The following is a 14376-nucleotide window of genomic DNA, read 5'->3' on the forward strand; positions in this document are numbered from 1 at the left end:
TACGGCGGGGCGGTCCGGCGGGGCGGCCCAACAGCCGTGCGGTCAGCGGCTGGTCGGCGGGCGGTGGGCCAGCACCCGCCCGCGCAGGGCGACTTCGAGTTCGAAGCGGGCGTCGGCGTCGGCGAGCGCGGGCCCGAACAGGTGCTGCACCTGGTGCAGCCGGCGGCGGGCGGTCTGCGGGTGGATGCCCAGCCGCGCGGCGACGTCGGGGGCGCTGCCGCGGTTGGTCTGGAGCCAGGCGAGCAGTGTCTCGGCGAGCCGCTCACCGCGCTTGGGGGTCAGCGCGTCCAGCGGGCGCAGCCGCCGGTCGGCGATCAGCCGGACCAGCGCCGGGTCGCCGAGCAGCATCAGCTCCGGCAGGCAGCGGTCGCAGTCCACCGGGCCGCCGAGCGGCCCCTCCGGTAAGCACTCCAGGATCGCCCGGGCCCAGCGCAGGGAGTCGGCGGCCAGCGAGGTCGGCACGGTCGGCCCGATCACCGCGGGCCGGGCGTGCAGCACCCGCTGCACCTGCCCGTCGCGCAGGTAGAGCGCGGGTTCGGGCACGAGCAGGTACGGCCGGCGGCCGTCGGTGTCGGCGAGCACCAGGTCCGGCAGCCGGGCGCGGCCGCGGGCCGGGTCCGGTGCGGCCGGTCCCAGCGCCACGCAGGCCACCGCGGCCGGCATCGGCCAGTCCGCGGTGGCGGCCGCCTCCCGTACGGCGTCGGGCGGCGCGCCGGTGGCCAGCAGGTCGAGCAGCCGGTGGCGGCGGCGGCCGAGGGTGCCCGCCTCGTCGGCCTTGGCCTCGGTGTAGCCGCGTACGGCCGCGGAGGCGAGTTCGTCGAGGCAGGCGAAGATCGCCTCGGCGAGCACCACCAACTGGTCGGTGCCGAGGCCGGAGCGGCGGCCCACCCGGGCGTAGCGCCGCCAGGCGACGCGCCCGCCGAGCCGGTAGGCGGCCTGGAGCGCGTCGAGGCTGCGGCCCTCGGCCAACTCGCCGCGGCCCAGGGCCCGGTGCACCCGCAGCCGGTCCTCGCTGAAGGCGCCGCCGGCCCGGCCCGCGGCGAGCTGCCCGGCGAATTCCAGCAGGGCGCTCTCCACGCCCTGCTGGATTCCGGCGCCGAAATTCCCGGCGAGCGGGCGGGCGAATTCGGGTACCTGGCGCCGTATCTCGCCGATGATCTCGGCGGCGAGCGAGGTCCGCTCTTTTGCGGCCGCCGCGGCGAACTGCGGTGGGAAACGCGTCCGTTGTCCGTCCACCGGTGGCCTCCGTCCGCCGTGCGGCCGGGCGGCGCGGCCGGTCGCGCTGCTGGTCCCGCCACCGGTTCCCGCGCTGGTCCCGCCGCGACCAGGCGGGTTCGCGGCGCGGCGACGGCCGGGTCCCGGCGCCGGTGGCCCACTCGGGAGTATGCGGCGATGTTACCGGCGAGTCAACAGGTGTGACAGGGAAGGTCGTTCTTCTGCCGGCGATGACAGTTCCGGATTACCGCCGGGGGCTTTCCTGGCACCTCGGCACGTGCTTTTCCGGACGTTCCGCCGGCCCCGTTGACCGGGCCCGAGCGCACTTCCTAGCATCACCGCACGCCGCACCATCGGAATTCCTATTCTCGAACAAGGGAACGGTACCCTCACATGAAACGCACCCTCCTGCGCGGCTGTGCGACGGCCGCGGCCGCGCTCGGTCTGGCGCTGGCGGCCACCCAGGCCGGCGTCGCGTCCGCCGCGCCGGCCGGCAGCTCCGCCGCTTCCAGCGCCGCCGCCTCCTCGGCCGCCGCGCCCGCCGCCTCGGGCCAGTTGCCGGTCAACTACCACTTCAGCACCGGCTTCCTCAGCGGCTTCGGCAGCCCGACGGTGGCGCCCGCCGGTGCCAACAACTGGTCCTGCAAGCCGAGTTCGGCGCACCCGTACCCGGTGGTGCTGGTGCACGGCACGCTCGAGAACATGAACGACAACTGGGGCGGCGCCTCGCCGCTGCTGGCGAACAACGGCTACTGCGTCTTCGCCTTCAACTACGGCGGCTCGCAGGCGACCGACGACATCCAGGGCACCGGGCCGGCCGAGGACGGCGCCGCCAAGCTCTCCGCGTTCGTCGACCAGGTGCTGGCGGCGACCGGCGCGGGCAAGGTGGACCTGGTCGGGCACTCCCAGGGCGGCATGATGCCGCGCTACTACCTGAAGTACCTGGGCGGCGCCGCGAAGACCGACAAGCTGATCGCGCTGTCCCCCAGCAACAACGGCACCACCCTGGACGGCATCACCGAACTCGGCAGGCAGCTCGGGCTGCTGGACCCGGCCAACCAGTTCGTGGTCGGCCCGGCGTGCGCGGCCTGCGTCGAGCAGGAGGTGGGCTCGGACTTCCTGACCGCGCTCAACAGCGGCGGCGAGACCGTGCCGGGCGTGACGTACACGGTGATCACCACCACCAGCGACGAGGTGGTCACGCCGTACACCAACGCGCTGCTGCCCGCCGCGTCGAACGTCAGGAACATCACGGTGCAGGACCAGTGCGGGCTGGACGCCAGCGACCACCTGGAGATCGCGTACGACCCGATCGCGCTGACCGACGTGCTCAACGCGCTCGACCCGGCGCACCCGCGGGCCGTGCCGTGCGAGGTCGTGCTGCCGGTGACCGGGCCGCTGACGTAAGGCCCCCGCCAGGCGCTCCACGGGCCCGGCCACAGCCAGGGATCGGGAATCCCTGGTTCGGCCGGGCCTTCATCCGCTCGGCGCACCCGAGCAGGCTGGTCGGTGCAGGCGGGCACCACGGGCCGTACGAACGGTACGGCCGCCGCCGTCACCCAGGAGCTGACCACCATGACCCAGCAGACCCCGTCCCGCGACCGCGTCGCGCTGATCACCGGCGCCAACCGCGGGCTGGGCCGCAGCACCGCGCTGCGGCTCGCCGCGGAGGGCGTCGACTCGATCATCACCTACCGCTCGCACGCGGAGGAGGCGCAGGCCGTCGTCGACGAGATCGCCGCGCTCGGCCGCACCGCGCACGCCCTGCGACTGGACACCGGCCGCACCGAGGACTTCCCGGCGTTCGTCGCGGAGGTGCGGCGCGCCCTGAAGGACACCTGGGGCCGGGACACCTTCGACTACCTCGTCAACAACGCCGGGCAGGGCACCGCGGCCACCATCGAGGACACCACGGCCGAGGACTTCGACGCGCTGTTCGCGGTGCACGTGCGCGGGGTGTTCTTCCTGACCCAGGCGCTGCTGCCGCTGATCGCCGACGGCGGCCGGATCATCAACACCTCCTCGGGCCTGGCCCGCTTCAGCCGCCCGGGCATGGCCGCCTACGCCATGACGAAGGGCGCGGTGGAGGTCTTCACCCGCTACCTGGCCCTGGAGCTGGGCCGCCGCGGGATCACCGCGAACACCGTGGCCCCCGGGCCGATCGCGACCGACTTCGGCGGCGGCTATCTGCGCGACGACGAGGCGCTGCGCGCGCACCTCGGCGCGGAGACCGCGCTGGGCCGGGTGGGCGTGGCGGAGGACATCGGCGGGGTCGTGGCGTCGCTGCTCGCCGAGCACACCGGCTGGATCAACGGCCAGCGCGTCGAGGCGTCGGGTGGCACCCTGCTGTGACGCCGCGTCAACCGCCGTCCTTGCTGCACACGTCCGGCAGCCACACCGCGTGTTTGCGCCGCCGGACTGCGTCCAGGGTCGTCAACTGGTGTGCCAGCGTGGACGGATCGGCCAGGTAGCGCAGCGCGGCCAGTTGGAAGGCGTCGCGCATCGCCGCGGGCATCGCGTCGGAGGCGTCGTAGCAGCGTACGGTGCCGGTCGCGTCCAGGGCCCTGGCCGCGGCGAGGGTGACGGCGTCGGTGGCGTAGACGGACTGCTTCACCTGGTGGTCGGCGGAGAACGCGGACTGCGCCAGGCTCCACCTCGCCTGCACGTCGTCGCGGGCCAGGTAGCGGATCAGCTTCTCGGCCTGCGGGGTGTCGTGGAACATCGCGGCGAGGTCGCCCGAGACCTCCCAGGCGTCCTGCGTGGTGTGCGGACCGGGGACGAAGTCCGTGGAGTGCTTGAACTGCGCGTCGGACCCGGTGTGTTGGGCACTGGTCCGCCATCCTTTGTCGGCCCGGATGAACGACGCCTGGTGTTCCAGGGTGCACGCGGCGCGGCCGTTCACCGCGGTGCGGGAGACCGCGCCGTAGGCACGGGTCAGCGCGGGCCGGACATAGGTGTCCTTCCCGGCGCCGACCATGGCGCCCCAGGTCCGCCAGGCGCGCTCGACCCGGGGGTCGGTCCACGGCAGCGTGCCGGTGGCCCACTGCTGGTAGGCGCCGGGACCGGCCTGCTGGAGCAGGATGTCCTCGATCCAGTCGGTGGCCGGCCAGCCGGAGGTGGCGCCCGAGACCATCCCCAGGCACCAGGAGCCGGGATCGGCCGCGGCGGCGGCGAGCTGCGCGTCGGAGGTGCCCTTCGGGTACCACACGGCGCTCTTCAGGTCGGTCTTGATCGGCAGCCAGTAGTAGTGCGCGCCGGCGCCCGCGGGGCCGTCGACCTTCGCCGTCCAGGGGGCGTTGAAGTCCTTGGCGTCGAACAGGCCGTCCAGCGGCTGGATCTGGCCTTCGTGGGCATATGCGGCGAGTTCACCGGGGCCGGGCAGCACCGCGACGTCGGGCGGCGCCCCGGCCTCGGCGTCGCCGTCGAGCACCTGGCTCTCGGCCGAACTGCCCTGGTAGAGCACATGGATGTGCTCCTCCTTCTCGAACGGCTGGATCACGGCGGTCCGGAAGAGCGTCTCGTCCGCGCCGCTCCAGTTCGCCAGCAGCGTCACCGAGCCGCCGTCGGCGACGGCCCGGGCGACCACCACACCGAGCGCCGCCACCACCGCCAGGCACAGGGCGACGGCGCCCAGCGTGCGCCCGCGCGGCCGCCTCACCGGGACACCTTGCCCCGGTACTCGCTGATCCGCGGCACCAGCGCCCACACGACCAGCACCATCAGCACCACTCCCCCGGCCACTATCCAGCCGGCCGCCGCGGCGCGGAAGCCGGTGTCCGCCATCCGCCGGGCGACGTCCGCCCCGGCGGTGCTGATGTTCGCGCCCGAGTGCTGCCGTTCCAGCAGCCGCCGGGCGTGGTACAGGCCGCTGTGGGTCTGCCAGGTGAAGACCCCCAGGACCGCCGCCCCGCCGGCCAGCAGCACGCCCGCCGCGGCCAGTTGGCGGTTCCACCGGCGCCGGAACCGGGTCCGGTGGTAGTGGTGCGCCTCCACCAGCGCGACCGCCAGCGCCGCGACCAGCAGCCCCGACAGCAGCCAGCCCGCCGCCAGCAGCCGGCCGAACGACGCCTGGTGGCGCACCACCTTCACCTGCTCCGCCTGCAGCTTGTTGAGCCGGCTCATCAGCGACGGGCCGTCCACCGGGTCCCCGGACGCGCCCAGCACCTCGGCCGCGTCCTGCATGTAGCCGGCGTGCAGCGCCGAGCCCGCCGGCACCTGCCCGGCCAGCCCGATCCAGTACGAGTACGCCGAGATCAGGCCGGTCGCCGTCTTCAGCGCCAGCCGCCCGGTCGCCCCGGTGACGTCCTCGGCGGCTGCGGAGGTGAGGATCTGGTTGGCGACGGCGATCTGCGTGGAGAAGCTGCTCGTGCCCGCCGCGTCCGAGGCGGCGTCCAGCTTGGCGTCGGACGCGGCACGCAGCAGCGCGTCCTTCGCGGTGTCCACGTCGAGCACACCCGGCGCGGTCGAGGACGCGAGCGGCACCGCGCCGTCGTGCACCCCGGTGTAGGAGCCCAGCAGCGCCAGGGTGGTCAGGGCCGTCAGCCCCGCCAGCAGCCAGAGCCGGTACCACAGTTCGCGGGACGTGGCGCTCATCGCGCGCCGGCCCCGGGCACGTGCGGATGCCGGCACTTCGGGCAGAACCTGGCATTGGACGGCATCGGGGCCCGGCACTGCGCGCAGTCCACCAGACCCGCCACCGGCACCACCGGCACCGCTCCCGGCGGCAGGCCGTCCGTGGTCGGGCCGTGGGTGGTGTGGGTGCTGGCGGTGACCAGGTGCTCGAACGCGTCCGCGGTGACGCCCTTGCGCAGCACCACATGCCCGGCGGCCGGGTCGCGGATCTCCACGATCCGCTGGAGTTCGGCCAGTTGGCGCTGGGCGCCCAGCTCGTGGGCGAGGGCCACCGCGACGCCGAGCAGCCGGAGTACCTCGTCGTCCCGGTCCAGCCGGAACGCCTCCGCGGCCTGCGCGGCGGTCTCGCCGAGCCGCCGGTACTTCTCGAAGTGCTCGTCCTCCTCGTTCTCGGCGGCGGCCAGCACCGGATCGGCGGTCCAGCGCACCTCGCAGGCGACGGCCGGCGGCAGCGCCACCTGCGCGGCCCTGCCGTACCGTTCGGGGCCGGCGGGCAGCGCCACCGCCACGGCCGCCGCCTGGAGGTCCTCGTCCAGCGCGCGCCCGGCCGGGTCCACGGTCAGGCAGAGCTGGAACCTGCGCACCTGGTTGCCCCAGGCCCGGGTGGTGAAGGCGACGGCGGTCCCCATCTGCCGCTGCGGCAGGGCGAGTTCATGGGGGAAGGTCTGGCGCAGCCAGCGCAGCGTCGCCCCGGGGGACGGCGTCACCCTGATCTCCAGCTCCGGCAGCGGCCTGGCCAGCAGGTCGGCGACCAAGGCGGTGTAGGCCGCGGGCAGTTCGGACTCCTCGTGCACCGCGTCGGCGCTGCCGTGCAGCCGCCGGGTGACGTCGATCAGCACCCGCGCGTCCCAGTCCCTGCCGATACCCCAGGCGTCGCACAGGAAGCGGCCCTCCCAGGTGTCGAGCACCCCGGCGAGCGGGTTGTGGTCGTCGTGCTCGTTCTTGCCGTCGGTGAGCATCAGTACGTGCGGGATCGGCGCGGCCTGCTCGGCGAGCAGGGTGCCGGCCAGGTCGAGCCAGTTGCCGACGCAGGTGCCGCCGGTGGGCTGCATCGCGTAGACCGCCCGCGTCGCCTCCGCCCTCGTCCGCGCCGACGCCGGGCGCATCGGGCCGGACGGCGGGTAGACGGTCGCCGCGAACTGGGTGCCGCGGACCACCGCGAAGGGCGTGCCGTCCGGCAGCGCCCGCAGCGCGGCGACCGCGGCCTGCCGGGCGGCGTGCATCTTCCGCTCCGGGTGGTTCATCGAGGCCGAGCAGTCCACGACGAGGACTTCGGCGAGACCGGAGCCGGGCCCGGAGCGGGGGCTGCTGTGCGGGCCAGGGTGCGCGCCGGGGTGCGGGCCGGGGTGCGCGCCGACGGGGCCGGCGGCGGTGTCGGGGAGGCCGCGGACCGCTACGGTCAGGATGGCGTGCAGGTCCTGCGGGCCGGCCTCGGCGGCGAGGTACGTGCGCTGGCTGACGGTGAGTTCGACGCTGGGGTTGGCCGCCCCCGCACCCGTCCCTGCCCCTGCCCCCGCGCCCGGGACCTGGTCCTGCGGCGGGTCCCCTTGCCGGCCGGGGACTCGTTCCGTACGGCGCGGACCGGCCTGGTCGGCGCCGCCGTCGCCGTCCCGGCCCGCGCGCCCGCTCGTGCTCCCGTGCGTGTCCACTGCTGCCTGCCGCTCCTCACCGTTTGCATCGGTCCGTACGTCGGGTCGTTCAGGTCGTTAAGGTCGTTCGGTCGTTCAAGGTCGAGGGGACGTCGAGCCGGGTGCGTACGCCCGCTCGCCGGCGGGCGTCAGAACCTGCTCTCCGGCCGGACGGCGTACGCGCGGTCGAGGAGGGCGCCGTGCTCGGTCGCGTCGCGCCCCTGCTCGGCCAGACCGTGCAGCGACGCGTGGAGCAGCACGGCCAGGTCGCGTCCGCTGGCCGCGCCCGCGAAGAGCGGGCCGGGCGGCAGCGCGGGGAAGGTCCGGTCGAGCCAGGTCTCGTCGGGCACCGGGGCCGCCGCCCGCCGGCCGGGAACGGGCAGGCGGCCCGGCAGCCCGCGCAGCCACCGCAGGAAGCCCGCGGCCGTGGCGGGGCCGTCGTCCGGGTCCGGGGCGGCGGCGCGCGGCGGTTCGGGGGCCCGCCCGCCGGCCGCCCCGCGCCGCCGCGCGTACTCCTGCTCCCGCACCTCCGCGACGAGCCGGTCCCGGGCCGCGCCCGGGGGCTGCTCGGCCGTCCGCTCGGCGGCGTCGCGCAGGTCGGCCAAGGTGGGATCGGCGCCCGGCAGCCGCCCGGCGAGCACCCGGATCATCGCCACCCGCGCGGAGTCGTAGTGCCGCGAGGTGGACGGCACCTGGCCCAGCACCTGGACCGCGGCATTGCGCCGGCCGGCCCGCAGGTGGCCGCGGGCCAGCCCGAAGGCCGCGCTGACCTGCGCGCGGTCCCGCTCCCAGACCGCTTCGTAGTACTGGCGGACGTCCTCCTCGGCGTTGCCCAGCCGCTCCGCGCAGTAGCCGAGCGCGAGCTTGGGTGCCCACTCGCCGGGCACGATGTCGTAGACCGCCTCGAAGTAGCCCTGGGCGGAACGCACCCGGCCGGCCATCAGCTCGCCCAGTCCGCGGTGCCAGGCCAGCCGCCAGTCGTACGCCCCGACGTCCGGGCCCAGCAGCCGTTCCGCCTCGCCGAGCCACACCGCCGCCTCGCCGAGAGCCGGTTCGCCGCCGCGCCACAGGAAGCCGCGGCACAGCCACAGCGCGACCTCGACGGTCCGCAACGGCGGGTCGTTCAGAACCCGTTCGGCGACGCGCTCCGGCACCGCCTTGCCCAGCCGGCCGAGGAAGACCACGGCGCCGTCGTCCGGGTCCGGGATCGGCGCGGGCAACGCCCGGGCCACATCCTGGGGTTCGGGCGCACCGAACTCCAACTGCGGTGCGGCGCCCACCTGGTGCTCGGCCCGGCCGGTCCAGTAGCCGGTGCCGGGGGCCTCGCCGAGCGCCGCGCCGAAGGGCACCGCGGCCGGCTCGAAGCGGGTGGAGCGCTCCGGGTGCCGCTCATGCCGGTTGAGCGCGCGGTGCTCCCGCAGCACCTCCCACAGCTGCCGGGACATCTGCGCCGCCGAGGTGAAGCGGGCGGCCGGGTCGTCGTGGGTGGCGCGGGCGATCAGCCGGTCGAAGGAGCGCTCGGCCAGCCCCGCGGCCGGCACCGCCTTCTCGTACAGCTCGCGCAGGGTGCGCCCGACGGTGAACAGGTCGCTGTCGACGTGGAAGCCGCGGCTGCTCAACTCCCGTGCCCGCGGCGCGTACTTGCGGGTGTACGACAGCCGGGTCCTGCGGTCGTCCTTGCGGCGCACCGCACCGAGGTCGATCAACTTGATCTGCCGGCCGTAGTGGATGACGTTCGCGGGCTTCATGTCGCAGTACAGCAGCCCCTGGTCGTGCAGGTACTCCAGGGCGCCGAGGATCTTGCAGCCGTACGTGACCACGTGGTCCAGCGCGAACGGTTCGCCGAACAGCTCGGTCAGCTCGTCGGGCGGGGAGGTCAGCAGCAGGTTCAGCGGGCGACCGGCGACGTACTCCATCACGATGTAGTCGGTCGGTTCGGTCTCGCCGGGGGCGAGGTGCTTGCGCGAGGAGATGACGCCGACCACGTCCCGGTGGTGCAGCGAGGCGAGCGAGCGCATCTCCTCGACCGCGCGGCGGCGGGCGATCGCGTCGCTGTTGTTGATCTGCGCCTTGAGCACCACCCGCAGCCCGGCCAGCTCGGTGTCCTCGGCGAGGTACACCCAGCTGGTGCCGCCCGGGGTCAGGTAGCCGAGCACGCGGTACGTCTGCCGGCTCGCCTCGCCGATCTCGTCACCGACCCGCAACTGCGGGCGGAAGGAGTACGGGGTGCCGCACTCGGGGCAGTAGCCGTGGTCGGGCGGCGGCCCGCCGTCGTAGGCCAGGCCGATGGTGCCCGGGCACTCCGGGACGCCGCACGGCCGGCCGCCGACCGGCGGCGGGCTGGGCTCGCGGGCGATGCTGGCGAGCGGCGGCGCGGGGATGTCCGGCAGCGGGACGAGGCCGTCGCTGTCGAGGGTGTCGGGGTTGGGGACGGCGGGAGCGGGCGCCAGGTGCGGGCGGACGGCCTCCCCGGCGGCTTCCTCTGCGGACGGCCCGGCGCTCCCCCCGGCGGCGGCGCGGCCACGGCTGCGGTCGCGCTCGCGGTCCCGCTCCTGCTGCGGTTCCTGCCGGTGCTCGGTGCCGCGCCGCTGGGCGAGCTGGCGGCGGACCCGGCTGCGGATGCTGTCGGTCCGGCCCGACTCGGCGTCGGGAATGTCGCCCGCGCGCTCAACGGCAGCCGCGGGCACTGGTGTGGGGGGCGGCACGGACGTGGAGACGGACGCGCCGAAGGGCGCGGAGGAGGAGTGGCCGGTGCTGTGCGGCTTGCGGGAGCAGACGTCGCAGTAGCCGGTGGACATCAAGGTGCCGTCGCATCCGGGACGCGGGCAGCGTACGGGCCGTTCGGTCACGGGCGCGGCTCGCCTCCCTCCTGGTCCGGTCCGTCCGTCGGCGGTCTGTCCGTCGGCGCATCGTCGTTCGGGGGCGGTCCGTCGTCCGTCGGCCGTGTGTCCGTCGGCGGGGCGTCGTCCGGGGGCGGGTGGTGCCCGCCCAGCCGGTCGATGAAGTCCGTGTACTCGCGGACCGCGGCCTCCGCGGCCACCAGGTCGCAGGGCCTGGCGTGCAGCAGGTCGCGCGCCGCCCCGTAGCGGTCCTCGGCGGCCAGGTCCTCGCTGTCCACCGCCTGTTGATGGAGCACCTGGTAGGAGTCGAGGCGGCCGATCAGCTCCGCACGCCGCTCGATGAGCGGGTCGAGGCGTTCGACGGCTTCCCGCAGGTGCCGTTCGGCCCGCGCCGCGACCCGCTCGAACCGGCCCAGGTCCGGGTGTTCGCCGCGGCCCGTGGCCACGCCGAGCGCGCCGGCCATCGCGGCCCGCACCGCGTAGGCCCTGACCAGGGCGTCCAGTGCGCGGTCGCAGTCGGCGCGCACCACCGCCATCCGCTCGTGCAGGGCGTCGGCGAGCGTGCCGGTGATCTCGGTCAGCGCCTCCACCAGCCGCGCCTGCCGCTCCTGCGCCGGCTCGATCACCAACTGGCTCTGCGCGCGGGCGATGCAGGCACCGTCGTGGCGGAAGACCAGCAGCATGCGGACGCCGTGCACGCGCAGCCGGTCGAGCAGGCCGAGCAGCGTGTCGGGGTCGGCCGCCTCGTCCACCCCGACCACCACGAGGGTGAGGGTGGCGGGTGCGGCGAGGATGCGCTCGACGGTGGCGTCGTAGCCTGTCCCGCCGAACTCCTCCAGGCCCTCCGGGAGTACGCCGAGCCGGTCGGCGACGCGCTCGGCGACCCAGCGGGTGCCGCGGCCGGTCGCGTCCAGGGCGAGGTCGAGGAAGCTGGGGGCGGTGGCGGGTTCGGTGGCGGGTCCTCGGGCGGGGGCGGGGGCGGTGACCGGAGTGGCAACCGGAGAGGCGACCTGAGCGGCCGGACTGCCGTTGGCCCAGGCGCCTTTGACCGGACCGGGGGCGGACGCGCCGGCCGGGCCGGACCGTTCGCGGTCGGCGAGCAGGAGTGCGCGGCGGAGGGTGGCCGCGCGGAGCAGGTCCTCGGCACGGACCCGGCTGATCTTGACCTGGCGGCCGTCGCCGGGGCGGCGGGCGGTGCGGACCCGGTGGTGCGGCGCTGCGGGCGGACCGGCGGGCGTACGCGCCCCGCGCCCGGCCCGGTCGGCGTGGTGGTCGGGGTGCCGCTCGCCCCGCGGGTCACCGACGAACCACTGCGCCAGGCGGACCGCGAACTGCGGCTCGTACGCGGCCGGTTCGGGCCCGCCCGGGTCGTCGCCGTCCGCGACATGCCCACCCGGTGCCGGTCCGCCGACCCGTAAGCGTTCGTCGACCGCAGGCCAGCCCCTGGTCCAGTCGGCCGCGCGCGGCAGGTGGCCGGCGACGGTCTCCGCCGGGCTCAGACACGGTCCCGCGCGGTCGGCCCCGGCGTCCCCGGGCAGCACCACTCCGACGATCTGACCGGTGACGGCGTCCACCGCTCCCGCGCCGCCGAAGCCCGCGTCGAGCCGCTCCGCCGGCGCCAGCCGGACCCGCCCGTCGGCGCCCACCGCCACCGCGCCGGTCTCCGCGGCCAGCCACCGCCCGGCGCCGTCCGCGGCCGGAAAGCCGTAGATCCGCACCCGGCGGCGCGGCACGGACAGCCGGTGCGGCGCGCTCGCGGCGCCCGCCGGGCCCGGTCGGTGCAGCCGCAGCAGGGCTACCCCGCCCGCACCGGCGGCACAGACGTGTTCGGCCACCGCCCGCCGGGACGTGACGCGCGGCGCGGCGAACTCCGCGGTGACGTACTCCCCTTCGACGACGGCTCCGGCATGTGTCAGCACCCACTCGGGGGCGACCAGCACCCCGGACCCCGCGATCGTCCCGTCGCTCCTCCGGACGCGGACCGCCCACGGCGGCGCCTCCTCGGAGCCCCGGCCGCCGACTCCCCCTTCGGCTTCCATACCCGGCACTCTACGCCTGACGGCCCATCATGTCCGCCCGTCGGAGCGGACCTTCACCCGCCGGGTCCGACCTTCGCCCGCCGGACCGGACCTCCGCCCTGCGGCCCGGTCGGACGGGCCGGGTCTGGCGCGGTGCGTTCGTCCTGGGCGGCCTGTTCAGCGACGCCGCCCGCTATGTGTTCGCCTCGGCCGTCGTCATCGGGCTGGGCCTGGCCATGGGCTACCGACCCGGCGGCGGTGCGCCGGGGGTGCTCGCCGCGGTGGTGCTCGTCATCGCCTTCGGGCTCGCGCTGTCGCTGCTGTGGGCGGCGGTCGCCCTGCTGGTCAGAGACCCGGCGGTGGTGGTCAGCATCGCCAACGCGGCGCTGATGCCGCTGTCGTTCGCCAGCAACATCTTCGTCCGGCCCACGGGCATGCCGGGTTGGCTGCGCGCGTTCGTGCGGGTCAACCCGCTCAGCCACCTGGCCGACGCGGCCCGCGACCTGATGAACGGCACCGGCTCCGCCGCCGGGCCGGTCACCTGGTCGCTCGCCGCCACCGCCGTGCTGGTGCTCGTCTGCGCCCCGCTCACGCTGCGGCTCTACGCCAGGAACCGCTGAGACCGCCAGGAACCGCTGAGGCGCGGGGCGCCGGGCGCCGGGCGTCAGATCGTGACCGAGTCGCCCACCGGCACGATCTCCAGGGCGACCTGGGTGAGCCCCTCCGGGTTGATGAACCGGGCGGTCGACTGCTGGCCGACCTCGCTGAGCATGATCTCGTGGATCTGGATCAGGCGCCGCGGGGCGACCTCCCTGACGTAGTCCACCGATTCGGCCAGGCTGGTCCACGGCCCGCTGGTGGGCAGCAGCAGGGTGCCGACCGGGGCGTCCGGGACGTGGTACGCGTCGCCGGGGTGGTAGATGTCCTCGTCCACCAGGTAGCCGACGTTGGCAACGCGCGGGATGTCGCGGTGGACGACGGCGTGCAGTTCGCCGAAGACGCGGACGTCGAAACCCGCGACTTCGAGCACGTCGCCCGCCGCGACGGCCGTGACCTGGTCGGCGCGGGCCGACCACCGGTCCACCACCGACGCGGGACCGTAGACCCGCAGTTCGGGCCGGGACTCCAGGGCCTTGCCGATCAGCTCCTCGTCGAAGTGGTCGAAGTGGTCGTGGGTGATCAGGACGGCGTCGGCGGCCGCGACCTCCTGCGCCGCCTCGGGGCTGAACGCGCCGGGGTCGAGGACGAGCCGCGCCCCGTCCTTGGCCAGGGTCACGCAGGCATGGGTGTGCTTGGTCAGCTGCATCAGGGGGTCCTCTCGCATATACGTACAGGAGAAACTGTACAGGGTCGCCTACATTGATGCTAGCGTTGCCCCATGCCCCGCTATTCCCGAGGCCCCGCAGCCGGCTCCCCGGCGGACCGACCGGCCGACCGCACGCCCGATCCGGCACCCGATCCGGCACTCGACCCGGCACCCGACCCCGCCGCGGAGCAGCTCGCGGCCACCCTGCGGAGCACCGTCGGCGCGCTGGTCCGCGCCACTCGGGCGGTCGACCGGCTCGCGCCGATCCCGGCGACCGTCCTGGGCCTGCTCGACCGGCAGGGGCCGATGACCACCGCCGACCTCGCGACCCGCCGCGGGGTGCGCCACCAGACCATGGCCGCCACCGTCAAGGAACTGGCCGAGGCGGGCTATGTGAGCGGCGGCCCGCACCCGGCCGACGCCCGGAAGAAGGTTCTCACCCTCACCGCCGCGGGCGCCCGCGCGCTCGAAGCCGACCGGCACCAGCGGGTCGGCGCGCTCGCGCAGGCCCTCGCCGGGAGCCTCGACCGCGAGGAGCGGCGCACGCTGGCCCGGGCGCTGCCGCTGCTCGACCGCGTCGCGGCGGCCCTCGACACACCCGAGGCGGACCGCGACGCCGGCGGCCGTACCGACTGATCCGAACACCCTAGTTTTCATCGATAACGCGATAACCGAATCAACGATCACAAGCTGTGTTATCGTTGATCTCGCCAACCTGAGATCAACGAAAACACGGA

General features: G+C 75.1%; 11 protein-coding genes. 4 read left to right on the forward strand and 7 right to left on the reverse strand.

Annotated features, from left to right (window positions below; all coding sequences use genetic code 11):
* Positions 1 to 42: 42 nt before the first annotated feature.
* Positions 43 to 1236 carry a PucR-like N-terminal domain-containing protein gene (locus AC3ERT_RS07810; RefSeq protein ID WP_435126579.1) on the reverse strand — a complete coding sequence of 398 codons (1194 nt, stop codon included), beginning with the start codon at positions 1234 to 1236 and terminating at the stop codon, positions 43 to 45.
* A gap of 372 nt (positions 1237 to 1608) precedes the next feature.
* Here AC3ERT_RS07810 and AC3ERT_RS07815 point away from each other — a divergent pair, with 372 nt between their 5' ends.
* A complete protein-coding gene (locus AC3ERT_RS07815; protein ID WP_435173367.1) occupies positions 1609 to 2622 on the forward strand; it encodes an esterase/lipase family protein in 1014 nt (337 codons plus the stop codon).
* Between the two features lie 168 nt (positions 2623 to 2790).
* Positions 2791 to 3567: an SDR family NAD(P)-dependent oxidoreductase gene (locus AC3ERT_RS07820; RefSeq protein ID WP_435173369.1), complete on the forward strand. Its 777-nt coding sequence runs from the start codon at positions 2791 to 2793 to the stop codon at positions 3565 to 3567.
* A 7-nt stretch (positions 3568 to 3574) separates the two neighbouring features.
* Here AC3ERT_RS07820 and AC3ERT_RS07825 read toward each other — a convergent pair whose 3' ends face one another.
* The 5 genes from AC3ERT_RS07825 to AC3ERT_RS07845 all read right to left on the reverse strand — a co-directional run bounded on the left by AC3ERT_RS07825 (position 3575) and on the right by AC3ERT_RS07845 (position 12354).
* Entirely contained in the window at positions 3575 to 4873 is a 1299-nt protein-coding gene (locus AC3ERT_RS07825; protein ID WP_435173370.1) for an extracellular solute-binding protein, read from the reverse strand.
* Positions 4870 to 5808 (reverse strand): hypothetical protein, encoded by a 939-nt coding sequence (locus tag AC3ERT_RS07830; protein ID WP_335983251.1) that lies wholly within the window; start codon positions 5806 to 5808, stop codon positions 4870 to 4872. The genes AC3ERT_RS07825 and AC3ERT_RS07830 overlap by 4 nt, the downstream gene beginning before the upstream one ends.
* Positions 5805 to 7496 carry a VWA domain-containing protein gene (locus AC3ERT_RS07835; RefSeq protein WP_435173372.1) on the reverse strand — a complete coding sequence of 564 codons (1692 nt, stop codon included), beginning with the start codon at positions 7494 to 7496 and terminating at the stop codon, positions 5805 to 5807. The genes AC3ERT_RS07830 and AC3ERT_RS07835 overlap by 4 nt, the downstream gene beginning before the upstream one ends.
* 128 nt (positions 7497 to 7624) lie before the next feature.
* Positions 7625 to 10324: a tetratricopeptide repeat protein gene (locus AC3ERT_RS07840; protein WP_435173374.1), complete on the reverse strand. Its 2700-nt coding sequence runs from the start codon at positions 10322 to 10324 to the stop codon at positions 7625 to 7627.
* Positions 10321 to 12354 carry a serine protease gene (locus AC3ERT_RS07845; RefSeq protein WP_435173376.1) on the reverse strand — a complete coding sequence of 678 codons (2034 nt, stop codon included), beginning with the start codon at positions 12352 to 12354 and terminating at the stop codon, positions 10321 to 10323. The genes AC3ERT_RS07840 and AC3ERT_RS07845 overlap by 4 nt, the downstream gene beginning before the upstream one ends.
* Positions 12355 to 12383: 29 nt before the next feature.
* Between AC3ERT_RS07845 and AC3ERT_RS07850 the strand changes: the two genes are divergently transcribed.
* Entirely contained in the window at positions 12384 to 12953 is a 570-nt protein-coding gene (locus AC3ERT_RS07850) for an ABC transporter permease (RefSeq protein ID WP_435173377.1), read from the forward strand.
* Between the two features lie 44 nt (positions 12954 to 12997).
* On the opposite strand, the gene AC3ERT_RS07855 is transcribed toward AC3ERT_RS07850, so the two are convergent.
* Entirely contained in the window at positions 12998 to 13639 is a 642-nt protein-coding gene (locus AC3ERT_RS07855) for an MBL fold metallo-hydrolase (RefSeq protein WP_435173379.1), read from the reverse strand.
* 72 nt (positions 13640 to 13711) lie between these two features.
* Between AC3ERT_RS07855 and AC3ERT_RS07860 the strand changes: the two genes are divergently transcribed.
* Positions 13712 to 14275, forward strand: coding sequence for a MarR family winged helix-turn-helix transcriptional regulator (locus tag AC3ERT_RS07860; RefSeq protein WP_435173380.1), 564 nt, complete (start codon positions 13712 to 13714; stop codon positions 14273 to 14275).
* Positions 14276 to 14376 lie beyond the last annotated feature (101 nt).

The organism is Actinacidiphila sp. bgisy145, assembly GCF_057708125.1.

Coding starts and splice junctions, on each gene's coding strand:
- AC3ERT_RS07815 (WP_435173367.1), top strand. CDS start 1,609: ATGAAACGCACCCTCCTGCGCGGCTGTGCGACGGCCGCGGCCGCGCTC.
- AC3ERT_RS07820 (WP_435173369.1), top strand. CDS start 2,791: ATGACCCAGCAGACCCCGTCCCGCGACCGCGTCGCGCTGATCACCGGC.
- AC3ERT_RS07830 (WP_335983251.1), bottom strand. CDS start 5,808: ATGAGCGCCACGTCCCGCGAACTGTGGTACCGGCTCTGGCTGCTGGCG.
- AC3ERT_RS07845 (WP_435173376.1), bottom strand. CDS start 12,354: ATGGAAGCCGAAGGGGGAGTCGGCGGCCGGGGCTCCGAGGAGGCGCCG.
- AC3ERT_RS07850 (WP_435173377.1), top strand. CDS start 12,384: ATGTCCGCCCGTCGGAGCGGACCTTCACCCGCCGGGTCCGACCTTCGC.
- AC3ERT_RS07855 (WP_435173379.1), bottom strand. CDS start 13,639: ATGCAGCTGACCAAGCACACCCATGCCTGCGTGACCCTGGCCAAGGAC.
- AC3ERT_RS07860 (WP_435173380.1), top strand. CDS start 13,712: ATGCCCCGCTATTCCCGAGGCCCCGCAGCCGGCTCCCCGGCGGACCGA.